The organism is Pokkaliibacter sp. MBI-7 (assembly GCF_029846635.1).
In the GTDB taxonomy this organism is placed as follows: domain Bacteria; phylum Pseudomonadota; class Gammaproteobacteria; order Pseudomonadales; family Balneatricaceae; genus Pokkaliibacter.
In genome coordinates this window covers 1,312,518-1,330,726 of the sequence record NZ_JARVTG010000002.1, presented here as the reverse complement: position 1 = coordinate 1,330,726, position 18,209 = coordinate 1,312,518, and the positions used below count along the sequence as shown (strand labels likewise).

Sequence of the window (18,209 nt, the reverse complement as noted above, 5' to 3'; positions counted from 1 at the left end):
CGTTGCTGTTTCTGGTGCTGCTGTTTCTGGTGCAGGAACCTGTGCATGTTCTTGCCCGTGCCCGGATAGCGTATGTCATGGTTAGAAATAATTTAGATATATCTAAATATTGACCCTATCTGAAATCACGGATAACCTGCTTTCCATATTTCGATATATCTAAAAATTAAAGAAGGTAAAGAATATGAGATTTCATCAAGGCATGCGTGACGGTCGTATGGGTCGTGGAGCCGGTCGGGGTATGGGGCGGGCCCTGGAGCCCGGTTTTATCACTGCACAGGGCATGGCTGCCGATCTGCCTCTGACCGGCGGGCGTCGTGGTCGGGGCGGCCGGAGTGGCAAACGCATATTCGCCAATGGCGGTATGCGGCTGATTCTGCTGGCACTGATCGACAGGCAGCCAAGCTACGGTTACGAACTGATCAAAGCCATTGAGACTGCCTGTGCCGGCGCCTACATACCCAGCCCCGGCGTGCTCTACCCGACGCTGAGTCTGCTGGAAGATCAGCAGCTGATTGAACAGGTTGATGATGACAGCGGTGCGCGCAAGATCTATCGCATCACGGCGGCGGGCCAGACTGAGCTGGCCGCCCAGCGTGAATGGGTTGATCTGCTGTTCGCCCAGCTGTCTTCCGTCAATGTCGCCACCCCCACCAGCAGCTTCGACAAGATCGTGACGCAGATGCGCAGCCTCAAGGCCATGCTGCGTGGTCGTCTGGTAAGCCAGAGTGTCAGCACAGCGCAGGTGGATCAGGTATCGGTGGTATTGCAGCAGGCGGGCGAACAGATCAGGCAGATTCTCGCTGTCAGCACCGCCCCCGCGGCTACAGAGCAGGGCCAGCAAGGGGAGCAGGCATAATGGGCTACCGTTATGAAGTGATCGTCCGTCCGTTAAGTGATCGTAATGGCCCGGTAGCCGAAGGCTCTGCGCTGACCTTCGAGGTGGAAAACAAAGAGGACATTATCGCTATCGCTGAACGGGCGCAGCAGCGGGGGGATCTGAACTTTGGCCAGAACGACAGCCGTGCCTTTGCTATCGGTCTGAAGCTGTTCTCTGAAGTCATGCTCAAGCACCGTGATCATCCCATCTTCGCACCCCTGAGCGGTGCTTTCCGGGAGTTCATGATGGGGCTGAAGCGTGGCGGCGGTGGTGGCAGGCCGGGAGGCGGTTTCCGCCGCGGCTAGTCAGGGTGCGGGAAGCGTAAAGAGCATTGCAACGCTGGCACGGCGGTATCGCTGTGACAGGTTGAAGCGTTGAAAGGGAAGATGGCAGGGAATGCATCGAGGGTTGGCTGCAGGCAGTGATGTCTGCAGCTTTTTTATTGTGTTTTTGCGCTGTCGCCTGCCGCTGGCGGGGATCAGTCACCCAGACCATCGGTAATGCTGATGCCCTGAGCTTTCATCTGCTCAATCAGTTTGCCGCGGGTCTCTGGCAGGTTAAGCATGGCCTGCCGGCGCACCGCTGCGACCTCATCTGCACTGTATGGCTGGAAGTGCTCCGGCATGCTGACACCGGCCATACCGTCCTTGTTCAGCAGCCAGTTGAGCATGTCGGCCAGTTGCTGATTGTTGAGGGCTGACTGTGACATCCCCGGCACGCGTACCAGAAAGGCACGGCCGCCCTCCACCTTCAGAAAATTACCGACGAAACCCGCCAGCCTCGGTGTGTCATTGGCTCTGGAGCCTTCGCCACTGGTCAGATGGCAGCCAGCGCATTGCAGCTGATAGTTGGTCGCGACGCTGTAGCCCGCTCTGGCAATGGGGGTCTGTGCCGCTTCATTGCCCGGTGCAGGCTGCTGATGAGGATCAGGAATGGAGCGGGCCAGCAGGGTAGTGGAGATCAGGGTGAGGGCGACGCCGGTAAGCAATGGCCAACGCATACTGCAATCCTCCGCAGTTGAAAGTTAAAGCATGGCGCCTGTGCTGATCTGCCACGCAGCGAGCCGGGTGGCAGATCCAGCGCCCTTAAAGCGCTACACCACGAATGATGGCAATGGTGCAGTTATAGGACTTCGATTTTGCCCCGAGACACCAGTTCACATCGTTGTTGTTGAACGGACGGTACAGCGGCTCCTCACTGTCATTACGGGTACAGGCACACTGCGAGCAGCTGTGCTTACCGCAGCAGTCGTTGTAGGAAATGATGTAGTCCTTGCCATCGGCCGGATTACGGCAGGTGCCGATCCAGGTCACCTGTGATACTTCCGCACCCGGAGGGCAGGCCGTCACCGAGCCGCCGCAGCAGCTGCACAGAAAGCCATCGATGGAGCAGTAGCGCCAGTAGTCACAACTGTTGGGATCACCCGGATCACCGGGTTTGCCGGTGTCTTCAGCCGCATGGGCGCGGGATACGCGATCAATGGGCAGCAGCAGCGGCGCGGCGGTGCCGACGGCCAGCCAGGAGCCGAAGCGGGCCAGTGCCTTGCGGCGTGAGGTGACGTTGGCCACCTTGCGCGATGAGCGCTCGAACAGGAGGTCCAGTAGTTTCATCGTGATCTCCTCGGATTAATGAGCATGGGGAGCGGGTTTGGCCGCATCGTGGTAGAGGAAGTCCTGCAGTGAACCAAAGCCCATCAGCTGCGCTTCGAACAGGCTGTCCAGATGCTCGCGGGAGTTCACCAGCCCCTTGGCGCGTAGTACGCCCTGCTGGTCGATCAGTACCGCATAGGGCAGCTTGCCGATCTGATAGGTCATCCCGACTTCCGGCCCGACCACATAGGTGCTGTCCTGCAGTTTGAATTCGCTGATCAGCGCCTGCTGTTTGTCCTGATCGCCATCGCTGATGTACACCACATCAAGACGCTCGCTCTGGTCACGGGCTATGGCTTTGACCGCAGGCAGCAGCGATTTGCAAATAGGGCAGGTGGGCGACAGGAAGAACAGCAGCTGTGCCTTGTCTGCGGCGTAACCGAAGGCCACGGGTTTACCGTTGCGGTCGGCAGCGGTGACTTTGGGCGCGGGCTCATTGATCTCTACGCCTTTGTCCAGCATCAGGGCACCCGCGGGTGCGATGCGGGCGTGCAGAATGCCAATCTGGCGTACCAGCCCCATCAGGGTAAAGGCCAGGCCAATCAGCAGAACCCAGAGCAGAATGTTGGAAATAATCAGTGCTTGCATGGTTCACCTTCCGATCAGTTTCATCAAACGGGGAGTATTGGCCATCATGGCATCGGCAGCGGCGTAGAGCAGCAGGCCGGTGGCCGCCGAGGCGATGACAATAAAGAGATCAAACAGGGCAAAGTCGCGCAGCAGCGGTGGGCAGGCGGCGAGCACGGCCAGTGTGATCAGCAGTGCGTTGCGTCCCAGCAGTTGCGGACGCAGTGGCTGGGCCTGACCGGGGCCGGAGCAGCCACAGTCAATGTCGCGTCGGCCACGCCAGAGGTTGATACCGATGGCCGCTGCGTAGAGTGCCAGCAGCAGTGCGGCACTGATGGCGGCAGCGCTGCGGCTGACAGGGGTCAGCAGGGCCAGCGCGATCAGCGCTTCCAGCCAGGGCAGCAGACGGGCCACCGGTTTCACTAGTGAGGCAGGCAGCAGGCCGTAGTCGGCCAGCTGCTGGCGGAACCAGCCGGGATGGCGCAGTTTGTGGACCAGGGCGTTGGCAAAAATCACCGCCACCATCAGGGCACAGGAGGAAGTAACAACAGGATCAAGTTGCATAAGCAGCTCCTTGGATGCTGTGGGGTAAACGGAACGGGTCGCGTGATATAGCGCATGCCCGCTCGGTTTCTGACTGAGAACAGGTGTTCAGCCTGGCAACCTGTTGTCAGTGATTGAGGATCTGGATCGGCGTCTTGGCCAGCTTCTCCATGGTGCCGGTGTGCTTGCCGCTGGTCAGATCGAAGATCTCCAGCCCGCCGTCGATGTTGGTGCCGAGCAGCAGCGGATGATCGTCACTGGTAGCGTGCAGGCTCCAGACATAGCTGGGTGATTCCAGCGTGCCAATCTTCTTGTGAGTCTTCAGGTCATACACCCAGATGGTCTGGCTGGGGTCTTCCCACATCTGCGGCTGGTGGTCGGGATGCATCAGCACATAGAGGCGGTTGAGCTTCGGTGCGATGGCCATCAGCTCCCAGCCACCGGGTGCCCAGCCGCCTTTCTTGTCTTCATCGCTCAGCAGTGACCAGCTCGGCAGCACTTTCGGCTCCTTGCCGGACAGGTCGATGCCGTGCACGGTGCCGGTGGTGGTGACGAAGCGATAGATGTCACCCACCCCTACGGCACGCTCCACCAGCTTCTCCTCATCGGGTTTGAAGAACGGCGTCTGGCTGCGGCTGACCTCCTGACCCTGATCATCCAGAGTCACCACCTGTACGTTGCCGTCGCCGCAGAGTGACGCAATCCGGCGTTTGCCGACCGGGTAGTCGAGTACACAACCAGCGATATTCAGCTCATTGACCACCTTGTGGCTGGTGGTGTCGACGACGGTGATCGAGGTGGAGGGGGTGAAGTTATAAACGTAGGCAAAGCGGTCATCGGCACTGGTGGCCACTGCATAGCGCTGGGTCAGCATGGAGGCGCGTTTGGGCGGCACTTCCACTTCCCACGCAGGCTCCAGCGTGGAGGAGTCCCAGGCGGTCAGCACATCGGTACGGGTGCCACGGGTGTAGCGGGAGTAAAACATGTCAGCAGTGAAGATGGTTTTCCTGTCGTTGGACAGCACCGCAGGCGCCATCCCGCCGGTGCTGAGCATGCCCAGCATCTTCCTGCTGTCGGGATCGACCACGATAACGCGGCTGGCCACCTGATTCTCGAATTCCGCGTCGATCACGTAGGTGCGGTGAGGTTCAGGAGGAAACGGCAATGTGGTCTGGCCGATGGTGTCGGCCGGTAAGTCGGCATGGGCCTGCGATCCTGCCAGTACCAGAGCCAGCAGCGAGGCCGACATGGAGGCTGGCAGGGGCAGGGAAGGTAGTCGTTGCATAGCGGGACTCCCGTCAGTGAATCCTGCGCACGGCGGTGTGCAGTCAGGCTGCGGCCGGGCAGGGATTCGTCTTCATTGTTCTGGCTGTGAACGGCCACCGTCTGGACTGGCAGGTCAGTAACCTGAGGTGATGAACACCCGCATGGGAAACGGAAAAGAGCCTGCTGTCGCCATGGCGTCGTTTGAAGCAGTGTGCAATAAAGCGTCAGGGGGAAACTTGGTCTGTCTGCCAGTGCGTTGCGTTCATGTGCCAGACGCCGGTCATTTCTGCCATGCCGGCGCTGATGGCAGGGCCGGAGTTATGCCGCCGGTTCAGCAGGCGTCATGTACTGGCTGGGCGGTGCACCGAGTGCCCGCCGGAACATCGCCGAAAAGGCGCTGGGGCTGGCATAGCCCAGTGCGGCGGCTATACGGGCGATCGATTCACCGCGTGCCAGCCGGCACAGCGCGTCAGACAGGTGTACCTGCTGGCACCACTGGTGGTACTTCAGCCCGGTTTCTTTGGGGAACAGCCGAATCAGGGTGCGGGGGCTGGCGCCGACCATTTCGGCCAGCTGTTCCATCGTGCGGGGCGTGCCGGGCGCTTTCATGATGGCCTGACAGGCGGTTTGCAGACGGCGGTCTTTGGGCCATGGAATATCCACCGCCAGCGTGCCTGCTTCGGCAATCTCCATCAGCAGCAAAATGGCCATGTGTTCACCGCGCCCGGGAACCGGGTACTCCATCGGCTGGGCCACCAGACTGAGGATCAGTTCGCGCATCAGTGCCGACACACTGATGACTTTCACCTCGGTGCCGAGCTGTTCGGCGGCGGCCTGCTGGACATAGATGGTGCGCATATTGACTGCACTCATCATGTTGATCTGATGCGGCACATTAGGCGGAATCCACAACGCCCGCTGCGGAGGCAGGGTCCAGACCGAATCTGGCGTCTGTACCTGCATCACCCCGGAAACGCCATACACCAGCTGCGCACGAGGGTGGAAGTGGCTGGCGACCTGCTCACCTTCCTGATAGTCCATGGCCAGGGCAACCACGGTACGGGGGATGGTCTGGGCGGCTTTGGCTCCCTGAGAAATACCCAGTGGTTCGGCGTTGGCAGTGGTAGAGCGGAGCGTCGGCATAGTCTTGTCACTTTGGCGATGATAGCTGGCATTCAGGCGTCAGACGGCCAGCTTATACTGCATTTGTGCCTCATCGCCAGCGTAGGTGTTGGGGCGCAATGCCCTTTTCAACAGCCGTTTTAAACAAGCGCTCTTTCTTACTTCAAGCGCTCTTTCTTACAACAAGAGCCGGCGTGGTCCGTGAACCATTCCCGGCGAATCAGGTATCAGAAGGAAATGGAAAATACCCTCGACCAGTCCGCCATAGCGACACCCGCCGCCCCGGTGCGTCCTGAGCCTCATGCCCGCCCTGCAGCCAGCCCGCTGGTACTGCCGGTGGTGGCCGCCGCGAGTTTTGTGCATCTGCTGAATGATCTGATTCAGGCGACGCTACCGGCCATCTATCCGATGCTGAAAACCACCTACAGCCTGAGTTTTGCACAGATCGGCCTGATTACTCTGGTGTTTCAGCTGACAGCGTCGGTGCTGCAGCCCGGCGTGGGTTTCTATACCGACAAGCACCCCAAGCCCTATCTGCTGCCGACGGGCATGCTGTTTACCTTTATCGGTCTGCTGATGCTGGCGACCGTGAACAGTTTTGAACTGATCCTGCTGGCATCGGCCTTTATCGGGCTCGGCTCATCGACCTTCCACCCTGAAGCGTCGCGTGTCGCACGGATGGCATCGGGCGGGCGTTTTGGTTTTGCCCAGTCATTCTTTCAGGTCGGCGGTAATGCCGGCTCAGCGCTCGGGCCATTGCTGGCCGCCGCGATTGTTATCCCACGCGGGCAGGGGGCGATCAGCTGGTTCCTGATGTTTGCGGTACTCGGCATTGTTGTGCTGTCACTGGTCAGCCGCTGGGTGGTACGTACTCATGCGGCGATGAAAGGGCGCAAGGCCGCGGTAGCTATGCACAACCTGCCGCGTGACAAGGTAATCGGTGCGCTGCTGGTGCTCGCGGTACTGGTGTTTTCCAAATACATCTACATGGCCAGCATGACCAACTACTACGCTTTCTACCTGATGGATCAGTTCGGCCTGTCGGTACAGAAAGCGCAGTTGTTCCTGTTCCTGTTTATGGCAGCGGTGGCACTCGGCACCTTTATCGGTGGGCCGATCGGTGACCGGGTAGGGCGTAAAGCGGTGATCTGGGTATCGATTCTCGGTGTGGCACCGTTCACCCTGTTGTTACCCTACGCCAACCTGTTCTGGGCCTCGGTACTGACGGTGATTATCGGCATCATCCTGTCGTCAGCCTTCTCTGCCATTGTGGTCTTTGCGCAGGAGCTGGTGCCGGGTAAGGTCGGGCTGATTGCCGGTATCTTCTTTGGCCTGATGTTTGGTTTCAGCGGTATTGCCGCAGCGGCTCTTGGCATGCTGGCGGATATGACCAGTATTCGCTTTGTCTTCGAGGTGTGTGCCTTCCTGCCCTTGCTGGGTATCTTCACCGTGCTGTTACCGAATATTGAACAGCGCTGAAATACCGGCCACACGGTGATGGCAAACCCCGAATGATCTGACGTGTTCGGGGTTTGCTTATTTTTTCCAGTCTTGCTCTCAAAGAGGCCGCGTCAGTCTACTGGCCGGGATCGATGTTTTTCTGCATACATCGGTGGTTTTTCTCGCAGCGGAGGTCAGCACCTTTCTCCCCTGACTGGCAGTTGAACGCATGATGGTCATATACGCCGTATCTCGCGCTCACTGCGCTGCTTTTTCCTATACGACAAGGTGTTCCGCAACCTGAAGAGCAAGCTGGCGGGGTAGACAAGCGGCACGTATCAGCCAGCGTAAATCCTTTTCCGCCGATGGCTTTCACCAACTGACCGCAAGCTCTGCGCTATCTGTTTCGGGTTAGGTTTTATCCTGCTTATACGCCTTTTGGCGACTGCACCGGATGGTATGGCGTCGACTTGATGCAGGCATCTTGCCAGTTTATTTACAATCACTAGTCTTGCACTCAGTAGAAGCCGCTGAACGCTTTTCACAGGCACTCCCGTCAACTATCCAGCCCCGGCAGTTCCGTTCAATCGTCGCCTCATCGTTCGTCGTTCACTTGTGCTTCACCTCCGCGCTGGCAGGCGCAGCGAGGATATATTTCAGGATGCCGCAAGCTCAGGGACAGCATGCTTCTGGCATTCATCCGAGAGATGAGAGAGCGCCAACCATGTTCGGCTCCCGCAAACGTAAAGAAGAAATGAGTGCACTGCGCTCAACCCTGACCGGCAAGCAGCAGGTTATTGATGCGATCAACGATAATGTCGCTCTGATCGAGTTCACCCCTGAGGGTCATATCATCTCCGCCAATGAGCTGTTTATGCAGACGATGGGGTACAGCCTCAGTGAAATCACCGGCAAGCACCACGCGATGTTCTGTAATAGCGATTACGCCAAGTCAGCAGAGTACCGTCAGTTCTGGCAGGACCTGAAGCGTGGGCAGTCCCACGAAGGTGTGTTCGAGCGTATGACCAAGGCAGGTAAACCGATCTGGCTGCAGGCCAATTACTTTCCGGTTCGGGGTGACAACGGCGCCATCACCAAGGTGGTGAAGTTCGCCACTGACGTTAGTGCAAAGGCCAGAGAACTGTTTCAGCAGCGAGCTATTTATGAGTCGATCAACCGATCAATGGCCATTATCGAATTTGAGCCGGATGGCACTATTATCACGGCCAATAACAACTTTCTTGCCACCATGGGCTACTCGCTGAAACAGATTCAGGGGCAGCACCATCGGATGTTCTGTGAAGACAGCTTCTATCAGCAGAATCCGCGTTTCTGGCAGGAGCTGGCGGATGGCCGGTTGAAGAGTGGCCAGTTCAAACGGCTGGATGCGCATCACCGGCCGATCTGGCTGGAAGCGACCTACAACCCGATCCTGAGCCGTCAGGGCAAGGTGCAGCGCGTGATCAAGTTCGCCACCAATATCACCGAACAGGTTGAAAAGTCGCAGCAGGCCCGCGCGGCGGCAGAACTGGCCAACGTCACTGCGCTGCAGACCAATCAGGTAGCCCGCGATGGTCGTCAGCGCATGCACTCCTCCATGAACATGGTGGGCATGATCGGCGACAAGATTCGCCACACCGATGATATTATTGCGCGGCTGAATGAGCAGGCGCGCGGCATTGCCAACATCGTCTCGACGATCAGCGCGGTGGCTGATCAGACCAATCTGCTGGCGCTGAATGCCGCCATCGAGGCGGCGCGGGCAGGTGAGTCAGGTCGTGGCTTTGCCGTGGTGGCGGATGAGGTACGCAAGCTGGCCAGCCGTACCAGTGCTGCGACTTCCGAGATTAACGCGGTGGTGCAGGGTAACCTGCAGATTTCCCAGCAGGTGTCGGATGCGGTCAACGAGATCGGTACGTTCAGTGAGCAGAACCGCAGCGAGATTGAATCCCTGATGGCGCTGATGGAAGAAATGGAAGAGGGCGCCCAGAAAGTGCTGGATGCCGTCAGCCATATCGGCCACTAACTCTGCTTCACCTTTCGACCCGACCAAAGAAAACGCCCGGATGATGACTCATCCGGGCGTTTTCATTTTTTGCTTCTCTGTGCACGTCTGCTGTGCCGTCTGTCCTGCTTTCAGGCTGGTCAGGACGCCTTGCGCTTGTCATAGACGTGGCAGGCTTTGCCTTCAGAACGCTTCAGGGTGTAGCAGGGGTTGAGCACAATGCGTGAACTGATGCCGATATGGGATTTGATATGGTGGCTCAGTTCGCGGCTGACAGTATTACGAGCAGACTCGTCCAGCTCACCGGCTTCTGCACGCAGTTCCACATGCACTTCAATGCTGTCCATGTTGCCCTGACGGAAAACGTGGATTTCGTAGCATTCGGCCAGTTGTTTGACCTTCAGAACCTGCTCTTCGATCTGGGTGGGGAAGACGTTCACTCCACGGATGATCAGCATGTCGTCACTGCGGCCGGTGATCTTGTCGATGCGGCGCATCGGGCGGGCGGTGCCCGGCAGCAGGCGGGTCAGGTCGCGGGTACGGTAGCGCACCATGGGCAGGGCTTCCTTGCTCAGCGAGGTAAAGACCAGCTCGCCCATTTCGCCATCGGGCAACACTTCACCGGTGAGCGGGTTGATGATTTCAGGGTAGAAGTGATCTTCCCAGATGGTCGGGCCGTCTTTGCTTTCGTAACACTCCATGGCCACGCCCGGCCCCATCACTTCAGACAGCCCGTAAATATCCAGCGCTGTAATACCGAGGCGCTGCTCGATCACACTGCGCAGCTCTCCCGTCCAGGGTTCCGCGCCGAAGATACCCAGCCGCAGTGCCAGTTTGTGCGGGTCGACACCCTGACGCTCCATCTCATCGGCCAGATTGAGCATGTAGGAGGGAGTGACCATGATGATGTCGGGCTGGAAGTCTTTGATCAGCTGTACCTGCTTCTCGGTTTGCCCGCCGGACATGGGGATCACCGTACAGCCCAGCTTTTCGGCGCCGTAGTGCGCGCCCAGCCCGCCGGTAAACAGTCCGTAGCCATAAGCCACATGTACCTTGTCGCCACGGCGGCCGCCCGCCGCCCGGATTGAGCGTGCCACCACGTTAGCCCAGGTGTCGATGTCATTCTGGGTGTAGCCGACCACGGTGGGTTTGCCGGTGGTGCCGCTGGAAGCATGCAGACGCACGACCTGATCCATGGGAACGGCAAACATGCCGTAGGGGTAGTTGTCGCGCAGGTCGCTCTTCACCGTGAAAGGGAAGCGAGACAGATCATCAAGGCTGCGCAGGTCATCCGGATGGACGCCCAGCTCAGCAAATTTCTGTCGGTAGACCGGCACGTTGTTGTAAGCGTGGGAGAGGCTCCAGCGAAGGCGGTCAAGCTGATGCTGGCGCAATTCATCAATACTGGCGGTCTCCAGCGGATCAAGCTGGACGGTATTTTTGTTCTGCATTTTCACGACTTCACTCTGGTTGTTTTTGTATGGCCAGGTGCTGGCTCGAGTGCTGGGACACATTGTGCCTGCAGTGCTCCGGCGGCGAAAGCGTTCTGCCTGACCCTGAGTTTTTTTAGTGTAGCCATCTAAAGTGATACTTAACAATAGATAAAAACAAAAATAACGTATCTAAAAAGTCTAATAACGGGGGTGTTGTTATGCACAATGTGGGTAGTTGTGAGGGGCATAATACCAAGGTTTAACTGTGCTAAGTGATTGAATTTGCACATTGTGGAAGCGTATTTACCCCTATTGCTTGCTGGAAGGGATACGCAAAAATTCATTTTTATTGATTTTTATGTGTCAAATGTGGACTATGGCTTCCGAAGGTGACACGTAATCGCGCGCCAAACTGCCAATTGCTGTAACACATAACTGTTTTATGACTGCAACATCGGCGCTTGCTCATGCGGGTGTTGAGGTGGGGTCAGTTAAACACGTGTCAGCAGGCAGGTGATTCCAGTGTCACTGACCGGCAGCCTGGCTGCTCGTCGCTGAAACCACACAACAAATACAAGAACCCTTGGGAGTCACAGATGAAATCCATCCGTTTAGCTGCGGTGATGGCTGCTGCCATGCTGGCAGGTACTGCTCAGGCTGCTGATACCTTCGTCCTCAAGTTTGGTCACTTCCTTCCTGCTACCTCGCATCACCAGCGGCTTATTTTTGAACCCTGGTGTGAAAAGCTGAAAAGCGAGTCTGCCGGGCGTCTGAGCTGTCAGCTCTATCCTTCCATGCAGCTGGGCGGCACACCGGCCAGGCTGGCTGACATGGTGCGCAATGGCGTGGCGGACATTGTCTGGACGGCACCGTCCTATTCACCGGGCAAATTCCCGCGTATTGAAGCGATGGAACAGCCCTTCATGCTGCCCTACGGCGCACGCAAGAGTAATCCGATGGTGTGGAAGTTCTATGAAGACTACGCCAGGGATGAATTTACCGATTACAAGGTACTGGCCATGCACAGTGACGGCGGCATGGGCATTCATACCGCACGTAAGCCGGTCAAAGTGCTGGCGGATCTGAAAGATATGAAGCTGCGCGCGTCCAACCGTTCTTCCGCCAGGCTGATTGAAGCACTGGGAGCGACACCGGTTTCCATGCCGCCTGCGCAGATGACCGAGTCCATCTCCAAAGGCGTGATTGATGGGGTGCTGTTCACCTGGAACGCCATGCGTGACGTCAAGGTCAACGAAGTCACGCATTTCCACACCGAGCCCTCAGCCAGTCAGCCCGCGCTGTCCAGCACCGTGCTGACCATGCTGATGAACAAGAACACCTTCAACCGTCTGCCCGACGACCTCAAGGCCATCATCGAGCGTAACAGCGGACCGGCACTCAACGAGTTTATCGGTGAGGTGTGGGACGGCGAGATGGATGCCGCCTTCAAACAGACACCGGCCAGTGAAATTGTGCAGATGAGCGATGCCGATTATCAGGCCATGCAGACGGCGGCAGCTCAGGTTGCCGACAACTGGGTCAAGGAAGTGGATGGCAAGGGCCTGGATGGCGAGGCACTGCTGAAAGGCGCACGCGCCATCAGCCAGCAGATCCAGTAACCGGTCAGGTAACAGGTAATGAACGAATCGATCTCCCTTACGCGGAGTACCGATTGGCTGCGCGGCTGGTATGGCCGCGCACTCTATCAGCTCTGCCAGTCGTGGGCGCTGCTGGGGGGGGTTGTGCTGGTGGCATTGATGGTGATGTCGCTGGTGTCCATCTTCGGGCGCAAGCTTTTTTCTGCACCTGTACACGGTGATATTGAACTGATGGAAATGGGGGCCGCCGTGGCCATCGCGGCGTTTCTGCCTCTGTGTGAAATGCGTGGCCACCATATCAAGGTGGATGCGTTCACGGCCTGGCTGCCCAGCGTGGTGAACCGCTATCTGGATGCACTGGCCCATCTTTGCTGCGCTCTGGCAGCGCTGATCCTGAGCTGGCGTACCGGCCTGCAAATGCTCGACAGCCGCGAATACGGCGATGTCACCACCTTGCTGTCGGTGCCGCTATGGATTCCGCTGTTGATGATACTGCCCAGTCTGGTACTGCTGGCGATGGCGGCACTGCTGCGCAGTTATCTCTGTGTGACTGACCAGCAGGGGAGGGATGAAGGATGAGTGGACTGACGCTGGGACTCTCCGCGCTGGGTATCCTGATGATCCTGCTGATGCTGCGCATTCATGTTGGCGTGACCATGCTGGTCGGCGGTGCGGTGTGCTTTCTGGTACTGAATCAGGGCGACACCAGCGCGCTGCTGTACACCCTCAACAATCTGGCCTATTCACGGCTGTCCAACTATGACCTGGCGGTGATCCCGCTGTTTGTGCTGATGGGTCAGTTTGCCACCCACGGTGGCCTGTCACGGGCGATCTTCGCCTGTGCCTCAGCCTTTGTCGGCCACCTGCGTGGCGGTCTGGGCATGTCAGCCATTGGTGCCTGTGCAGGCTTCGGCGCTATCTGTGGTTCGTCACTGGCCACCTCGGCCACCATGAGTCAGGTCGCCCTGCCTGAGCTGCGCCGTCACAACTATTCCGGCAGGCTGGCCACCGCCACGGTCGCGGCAGGCGGTACGCTGGGCATTCTGATTCCTCCGTCCGTACCGCTGATCATCTATGCCGTGCTGACGCAGGAGTCCATCGCCAAACTCTTTGTCGCTGCGGTGTTACCCGGTGTGCTGGCGGTGGTGGGCTATCTGCTGGTGTCACGCATCATGGTGGCGCGCGAAGGCGGGGCGGAAAATATTCCCAAAGCCAGTAATGCTGAGCGGGTCATGGCCCTGCTGCGGGTGTTGCCGGTGGTGGGTGTGTTTCTGGTGGTGATCGTCGGTATCTACGGTGGCTGGTCCAACCCGACGGAAGCGGCCTCCATTGGCGCGGCTGCCTGCGGCATTCTGGCGTATATCCAGGGTGGACTGCGCTGGCAGGGCCTGCGTGCCTGCCTGCTGGGCACGGCAGAAACCACGGCGATGATCTTTCTGGTACTGCTGGGCGCTGACCTGCTGACTACCGGGCTGGCACTGACACAGCTGCCAGCGGAACTGGCGGACTGGGTCAAAGGCAGTGGTCTGTCGCCGATGCTGGTGCTGGTGGCGATTCTGCTGCTCTACATTCTGCTCGGTTGCGTGATGGATTCGCTGGCGATGATTCTGCTGACCATCCCGATCTTCTATCCGCTGATCATGGGGCTGGATTACTTCGGCATGACTGAGGCGCAGAAATCCATCTGGTTCGGCATTCTGGCGCTGATGGTGGTGGAGCTGGGGCTGATTACGCCGCCGCTGGGGATGAACCTGTTTATTGTGCAGCGTGCCGCCGGTGACGTCAGTTATCAGGAAACCGCGCGCGGCGTCTGGCCCTTTATCGCCTCGGATCTGGTCCGCATTGCCCTGCTGGTGATGTTCCCCGGCATCAGCCTTTATCTGCTGGGGTTGTAGCAGGATACCTCTGGCATTGATGAGCACGTGTTGCCCTGTTGAACCGGCCCTCTTTCGTAAGGTGGCCGGTTTTTTCTTATTGATGTAGGCTGATGCAACTATTGATGACAGAGGGGGTAAGTGATGCGTACTACCGTCAGTGTTGATGATGAGCTGTACCAGCAAGCTATAGAACTGTCTGATCCTGCTATGGAAAAAGTGGATATCTTTCGTGAGGCGCTGAAGACCTATGTACAGGTTAAAGCAGCTCAGCGCCTTGCCGCCCTTGGCGGTAATCAGCCAGATATGGAGGAGGTACCCAGACGTCGTGATGAGGTTAAACAGTAATGAGCCTTGTGCTGGTGGATACGTCCGTATGGGTGGAGCATTTTCGCAATGACGATGCTCAACTGGTCTCTCTGCTATCACTGAATCAGGTGTTGAGTCATCCCATGGTGATTCTGGAGATGGCTTGCGGTACGCCGCCCGATCGTCAGCAAACGCTTAGCAGGCTGTTGAAAATCTATCTGCGTTGCCGAATACCGCGTCAAAAACAGGCTCAAAATGCTCATTTAGCTCACTAAACTCCGCTTTTTCGCCTGTTTTTTCCTTGTCTCGGCTGCCTCGATAACGTTTTTCAACAGCCTGTTAGGGATCTGAGCCTCCTGCCCCAAAGTACTGTAGCGACAACCTCAGAGGTTCTTGCTCTTATAGAACAACATAAGTTGTATGGGCGTGGTTGTGGTCTGGTCGATCTGACGTTGTTGGCCTCAGTATTGATCAACCCTGGCGCTCGCTTATGGACCCGAGATAAACGACTGGCCAGTCTGGCTGCATTGTTTCGCGTTAACTTTCCGTGAGACGAGGCGGTGTACACCATCAAAGCGCTTTTGCATTCAGCGCATTGGGTGGGTAACCCAAACGCTTTGTAAAAGTGGGTCAGATTTTCAAAGCCCGGATCCAGGCAGATGGACGAGGGCTGCTGGTGTTTTGTCAGGAAATGCGCTTTGTCGAGGTGCCGGTCACTGGCTATAGCCAGTTGGCCCGGTAGCTCAGGCTGAGTTGGCTCAGTAGTCCAGAAGCGCAGCCGTGGTGCATTCGCCCCTGATCACGTCCTGTCGTCTTACTTTTTGCGCCTTGTTTGGCTTCATCCCACCGCCGTGTCAGCCGGTATTCACAGAGAAAGTACCATTAGTTCAGAGGGTTAGCTGATCTGGCGCAGGCTTTGCTCTTCCTGTAGGGAAACTAAAAGTCATGAGGTTAAACATGACCCAGCCTGCGTCAGTCACGCTCTCTGCGTTTGAACAGCTCACTCCCAAGCAGCAGCTTGAACATCTGCACTCCGTTGCCCAGCGTGCGCTGGCTTGCTGGGGGCTGCGCATGGGTGCTGAATTACAGCTGCTGAGCCTGTCGGAAAATGCCACTTTCAGGGTTAGTCGCACAGGTGACAGTGAGCCGCTGATCATGCGTGTGCATCGCACCGGTTATCACAGCCGTGAGGCGATTCGCACGGAGCTGGCCTGGATGGCCGCGTTACAACACGAAGCCGGGGTACAGACACCGCAGGCGCTGGCGGGCAGCAATGGGGAGATGATCCAGAGTGTGAAAACCCTCAATCTGGAGGAAGAACGCTTTGTGGTGATGTTCCATCTGATTCCCGGTGTCGCGCCGGATGAAGCTGAGCTGATCGCGCCCTTCAAACGACTCGGTGCGGTCACCGCGAGGATGCACAACCATGCCCGTGGCTGGGCGCGGCCTGCCTACTTCGAGCGTCTGATCTGGGACTATGACGGCTGTCTCGGGCAGCGTAAACATTGGGGTGACTGGCGTGATGGCCCCGGCCTTGATCAGGCGGGCAAAGTACTGCTGGAGCAGGTCGATGAACTGCTGCATACCCGGCTGTTGCGCTACGGCATGGGGCATCAGCGTTTCGGGCTGATTCACGCAGACCTGCGTCTGGCCAATCTGCTGGAGTCTGAGGGGGATACCCGTGTCATCGACTTTGATGATGCCGGGCTGGGCTGGTTTCTCTACGATCTGGCCGGGGCGGTGAGCTTTATCGAGACTCGGGCCGATCTGCCGCAGCTGATCGATGCCTGGGTGGCAGGCTACCAGACGCAGGGCCAGCTGAGTGCGGCGGATATCGCCGAAATTCCTACCTTTATCATGCTACGTCGCCTGACCCTGCTGGCCTGGGTGGCCTCACATGCCAATACCGAGCTGGCCCAGTCGCAGGGCGAGGCATTTACCGCAGGCACCGTTGAGCTGGGCAGGAAATATCTGCAGCACATGCGTGTGGATACGGCCGAATCCCTTCAGTGCGCCATGCTGACGGACACCCTCTATGGATAAGCCTGCTGCTATGGATAAGCCTGCTGCTATGGATAAGCCTGCTGCTATGGATAAGCCCGCGGCGATCAAACCGATTCTGGAGCAGAACGCCTTCCAGCCCGGCGACCGGCTGGAACCGGCGACGGCACAGCTGGTGGAGAAACGTCTGGCGACACTCGGGCCAACCACCATGCTGTTCTACCGTCAGCCGCTGGAGATTGTGCGCGGTGAAGGCGTGTGGCTGTTCGACCGTCAGGGCAGGCGCTATCTGGATGCCTACAACAATGTGCAGGTGCTGGGGCATTGCCACCCGGCGGTGGTGGAAGCGGTCAGCCGCCAGCTGGGTCAGCTGAACATTCACACCCGCTATCTGGATGATGCCATCCATCACTATGCCGAACAGCTACTGGCCAGCCTGCCGGTAGCGGACGGGCGGCTGGTGCTGACCTGTACCGGCAGCGAGGCCAATGATCTGGCCCTGAGGCTGGCGCGGCAGTGGACAGGCCGGCAGGGCATTATCGTCTCGGCGGCGGCCTATCACGGCAATACCGAGCGGGTGACGGAGGTGTCGCCTTCTTCCTACAAAACCGGTCAGCCTCCGCCGTGGGTGGAGACTATCTCGCTCGAACCCCTGAATGATCCGCACACAGATGCCCGCCAGTGGCTGCAGCAGGAGACTCAGCGGGCACTCTGTGCGCTGGCCCGGCGCGGTTATGACTGTGCGGCGCTGCTGATCGACAGCATTTTTTCTTCCGATGGCATTTATGCCGACCCGCCGGGCTTTTTACAGCCCGCGGTCGAGCTGGTGCGCGCGGCAGGCGGCGTCCTGATTGCCGATGAAGTGCAGCCTGGCTTTGGCCGAACCGGTGAGGCGTTATGGGGGTTTGTGCGCCATGACTTGCAACCGGAGATCGTCACCTTTGGTAAGCCAATGGGGAATGGCTTCCCCGTCGCTGGTCTGGTGGCGCAGCAACCCATGCTGGCCCGTCTGGCGCAGCAGCAGGGCTATTTCAATACCTTCGGCGGCAGCAGTGCCGCCATCGCCGCGGCTCAGGCGGTGTGGGATACCCTCGAAAAGGAACAGTTGCAGCGCAATGCCGCGCATACCGGCACCTACTTCAAGCAGCAGCTGCAACGGCGTCAGCAACGCTGGCCGGTGATCAGTCAGGTGCGGGGCAGTGGCCTGTTTATCGGTGTGGATCTGAGCTGCGCCGATAGCCCTACCGAGCCTGATCCCCGGCTCACCGGTCAGCTTATCAACGCCCTGCGTGAGCAGGGGGTGCTGATCGGCGCAGCAGGCCGGTACGGCGCCACCCTCAAGATTCGGCCACCGCTGTGCTTTAACCAGCAGCATGCTGATCTGTTTCTCAGCCATTTCGATACCGTGATGCAGCAGCTGGCGGGCTGATGCCGTTGCTGCCACCGGTCAGTTGATGAGGTTGCAGCGGTCTGAATTCACCTGACCGCTGTTCACGCAGACTCTTCGCTATTGAGCAAAAGG

At 58.3% G+C, this 18,209-nt stretch carries 18 protein-coding genes; 11 read left to right on the top strand and 7 right to left on the bottom strand.

Annotation, left to right across the window (positions count from 1 at the left end; all coding sequences use genetic code 11):
- The first annotated feature begins 184 nt into the window (after positions 1 to 184).
- Together QCD60_RS25730 and QCD60_RS25725 are read left to right on the top strand one after the other, a co-directional pair.
- Positions 185 to 859 (top strand): PadR family transcriptional regulator, encoded by a 675-nt coding sequence (locus QCD60_RS25730; RefSeq protein WP_279789804.1) that lies wholly within the window; start codon positions 185 to 187, stop codon positions 857 to 859.
- Entirely contained in the window at positions 859 to 1,185 is a 327-nt protein-coding gene (locus tag QCD60_RS25725; RefSeq protein WP_279789802.1) for a DUF3861 domain-containing protein, read from the top strand. Before QCD60_RS25730 ends, QCD60_RS25725 begins: the two co-directional genes overlap by 1 nt.
- A gap of 173 nt (positions 1,186 to 1,358) precedes the next feature.
- On the opposite strand, the gene QCD60_RS25720 is transcribed toward QCD60_RS25725, so the two are convergent.
- From QCD60_RS25720 to QCD60_RS25695, 6 genes are all read right to left on the bottom strand, one after another.
- Positions 1,359 to 1,880 carry a cytochrome C gene (locus QCD60_RS25720; protein WP_279789800.1) on the bottom strand — a complete coding sequence of 174 codons (522 nt, stop codon included), beginning with the start codon at positions 1,878 to 1,880 and terminating at the stop codon, positions 1,359 to 1,361.
- A gap of 85 nt (positions 1,881 to 1,965) precedes the next feature.
- Positions 1,966 to 2,490: a methylamine dehydrogenase light chain gene (locus QCD60_RS25715; RefSeq protein WP_279789798.1), complete on the bottom strand. Its 525-nt coding sequence runs from the start codon at positions 2,488 to 2,490 to the stop codon at positions 1,966 to 1,968.
- A gap of 15 nt (positions 2,491 to 2,505) precedes the next feature.
- Positions 2,506 to 3,117 (bottom strand): methylamine dehydrogenase accessory protein MauD, encoded by a 612-nt coding sequence (mauD, locus tag QCD60_RS25710; RefSeq protein ID WP_279789796.1) that lies wholly within the window; start codon positions 3,115 to 3,117, stop codon positions 2,506 to 2,508.
- Positions 3,118 to 3,120: 3 nt separating this feature from the next.
- A complete protein-coding gene (locus QCD60_RS25705) occupies positions 3,121 to 3,660 on the bottom strand; it encodes a MauE/DoxX family redox-associated membrane protein (RefSeq protein WP_279789794.1) in 540 nt (179 codons plus the stop codon).
- 106 nt (positions 3,661 to 3,766) lie between these two features.
- Positions 3,767 to 4,924 (bottom strand): amine dehydrogenase large subunit, encoded by a 1,158-nt coding sequence (locus tag QCD60_RS25700; RefSeq protein WP_279789792.1) that lies wholly within the window; start codon positions 4,922 to 4,924, stop codon positions 3,767 to 3,769.
- 299 nt (positions 4,925 to 5,223) lie between these two features.
- The gene (locus tag QCD60_RS25695) at positions 5,224 to 6,048 is read right to left on the bottom strand and encodes a helix-turn-helix transcriptional regulator (protein WP_279789790.1); all 825 of its coding nucleotides are present in this window, start codon (positions 6,046 to 6,048) and stop codon (positions 5,224 to 5,226) included.
- A gap of 216 nt (positions 6,049 to 6,264) precedes the next feature.
- Here QCD60_RS25695 and QCD60_RS25690 point away from each other — a divergent pair, with 216 nt between their 5' ends.
- Together QCD60_RS25690 and QCD60_RS25685 are read left to right on the top strand one after the other, a co-directional pair.
- Positions 6,265 to 7,506, top strand: coding sequence for an MFS transporter (locus QCD60_RS25690; RefSeq protein ID WP_347950260.1), 1,242 nt, complete (start codon positions 6,265 to 6,267; stop codon positions 7,504 to 7,506).
- A gap of 685 nt (positions 7,507 to 8,191) precedes the next feature.
- Entirely contained in the window at positions 8,192 to 9,493 is a 1,302-nt protein-coding gene (locus QCD60_RS25685; protein WP_279789788.1) for a PAS domain-containing methyl-accepting chemotaxis protein, read from the top strand.
- 119 nt (positions 9,494 to 9,612) lie between these two features.
- Here the strand turns inward: QCD60_RS25685 and paaK are convergent, their stop codons facing one another.
- Entirely contained in the window at positions 9,613 to 10,923 is a 1,311-nt protein-coding gene (gene paaK / locus QCD60_RS25680) for a phenylacetate--CoA ligase PaaK (protein ID WP_279789786.1), read from the bottom strand.
- 578 nt (positions 10,924 to 11,501) lie between these two features.
- Here paaK and QCD60_RS25675 point away from each other — a divergent pair.
- The 7 genes from QCD60_RS25675 (at position 11,502) to QCD60_RS25645 (ending at position 18,116) form a co-directional block, all read left to right on the top strand.
- Positions 11,502 to 12,524 carry a TRAP transporter substrate-binding protein gene (locus QCD60_RS25675; protein WP_279789784.1) on the top strand — a complete coding sequence of 341 codons (1,023 nt, stop codon included), beginning with the start codon at positions 11,502 to 11,504 and terminating at the stop codon, positions 12,522 to 12,524.
- Positions 12,525 to 12,542: 18 nt separating this feature from the next.
- Positions 12,543 to 13,082, top strand: a complete 540-nt coding sequence (locus QCD60_RS25670) for a TRAP transporter small permease (protein WP_279789783.1) — start codon at positions 12,543 to 12,545, stop codon at positions 13,080 to 13,082.
- Positions 13,079 to 14,398: a TRAP transporter large permease gene (locus tag QCD60_RS25665; protein ID WP_279789780.1), complete on the top strand. Its 1,320-nt coding sequence runs from the start codon at positions 13,079 to 13,081 to the stop codon at positions 14,396 to 14,398. Before QCD60_RS25670 ends, QCD60_RS25665 begins: the two co-directional genes overlap by 4 nt.
- A 123-nt stretch (positions 14,399 to 14,521) precedes the next feature.
- A complete protein-coding gene (locus QCD60_RS25660) occupies positions 14,522 to 14,725 on the top strand; it encodes a type II toxin-antitoxin system VapB family antitoxin (protein WP_279789778.1) in 204 nt (67 codons plus the stop codon).
- Positions 14,725 to 14,961 (top strand): hypothetical protein, encoded by a 237-nt coding sequence (locus tag QCD60_RS25655; RefSeq protein ID WP_279789776.1) that lies wholly within the window; start codon positions 14,725 to 14,727, stop codon positions 14,959 to 14,961. The genes QCD60_RS25660 and QCD60_RS25655 overlap by 1 nt, the downstream gene beginning before the upstream one ends.
- Positions 14,962 to 15,643: 682 nt before the next feature.
- Complete coding sequence (locus tag QCD60_RS25650; protein WP_279789774.1) at positions 15,644 to 16,729, top strand: phosphotransferase; 1,086 nt, start codon at positions 15,644 to 15,646, stop codon at positions 16,727 to 16,729.
- Positions 16,722 to 18,116, top strand: coding sequence for an aminotransferase class III-fold pyridoxal phosphate-dependent enzyme (locus tag QCD60_RS25645; RefSeq protein WP_279789772.1), 1,395 nt, complete (start codon positions 16,722 to 16,724; stop codon positions 18,114 to 18,116). The genes QCD60_RS25650 and QCD60_RS25645 overlap by 8 nt, the downstream gene beginning before the upstream one ends.
- Positions 18,117 to 18,209 lie beyond the last annotated feature (93 nt).

Bases quoted from the DNA above. Each gene is read 5' to 3' on its own strand.
- QCD60_RS25725 (WP_279789802.1), top strand. From the start codon at position 859: ATGGGCTACCGTTATGAAGTGATCGTCCGTCCGTTAAGTGATCGTAAT.
- QCD60_RS25675 (WP_279789784.1), top strand. From the start codon at position 11,502: ATGAAATCCATCCGTTTAGCTGCGGTGATGGCTGCTGCCATGCTGGCA.
- QCD60_RS25715 (WP_279789798.1), bottom strand. From the start codon at position 2,490: ATGAAACTACTGGACCTCCTGTTCGAGCGCTCATCGCGCAAGGTGGCC.
- QCD60_RS25655 (WP_279789776.1), top strand. From the start codon at position 14,725: ATGAGCCTTGTGCTGGTGGATACGTCCGTATGGGTGGAGCATTTTCGC.
- QCD60_RS25660 (WP_279789778.1), top strand. From the start codon at position 14,522: ATGCGTACTACCGTCAGTGTTGATGATGAGCTGTACCAGCAAGCTATA.
- QCD60_RS25650 (WP_279789774.1), top strand. From the start codon at position 15,644: ATGACCCAGCCTGCGTCAGTCACGCTCTCTGCGTTTGAACAGCTCACT.
- QCD60_RS25695 (WP_279789790.1), bottom strand. From the start codon at position 6,048: ATGCCGACGCTCCGCTCTACCACTGCCAACGCCGAACCACTGGGTATT.
- QCD60_RS25665 (WP_279789780.1), top strand. From the start codon at position 13,079: ATGAGTGGACTGACGCTGGGACTCTCCGCGCTGGGTATCCTGATGATC.
- QCD60_RS25690 (WP_347950260.1), top strand. From the start codon at position 6,265: ATGGAAAATACCCTCGACCAGTCCGCCATAGCGACACCCGCCGCCCCG.
- QCD60_RS25670 (WP_279789783.1), top strand. From the start codon at position 12,543: ATGAACGAATCGATCTCCCTTACGCGGAGTACCGATTGGCTGCGCGGC.
- QCD60_RS25685 (WP_279789788.1), top strand. From the start codon at position 8,192: ATGTTCGGCTCCCGCAAACGTAAAGAAGAAATGAGTGCACTGCGCTCA.
- QCD60_RS25645 (WP_279789772.1), top strand. From the start codon at position 16,722: ATGGATAAGCCTGCTGCTATGGATAAGCCTGCTGCTATGGATAAGCCT.
- QCD60_RS25705 (WP_279789794.1), bottom strand. From the start codon at position 3,660: ATGCAACTTGATCCTGTTGTTACTTCCTCCTGTGCCCTGATGGTGGCG.
- QCD60_RS25720 (WP_279789800.1), bottom strand. From the start codon at position 1,880: ATGCGTTGGCCATTGCTTACCGGCGTCGCCCTCACCCTGATCTCCACT.
- QCD60_RS25700 (WP_279789792.1), bottom strand. From the start codon at position 4,924: ATGCAACGACTACCTTCCCTGCCCCTGCCAGCCTCCATGTCGGCCTCG.
- mauD (WP_279789796.1), bottom strand. From the start codon at position 3,117: ATGCAAGCACTGATTATTTCCAACATTCTGCTCTGGGTTCTGCTGATT.
- paaK (WP_279789786.1), bottom strand. From the start codon at position 10,923: ATGCAGAACAAAAATACCGTCCAGCTTGATCCGCTGGAGACCGCCAGT.
- QCD60_RS25730 (WP_279789804.1), top strand. From the start codon at position 185: ATGAGATTTCATCAAGGCATGCGTGACGGTCGTATGGGTCGTGGAGCC.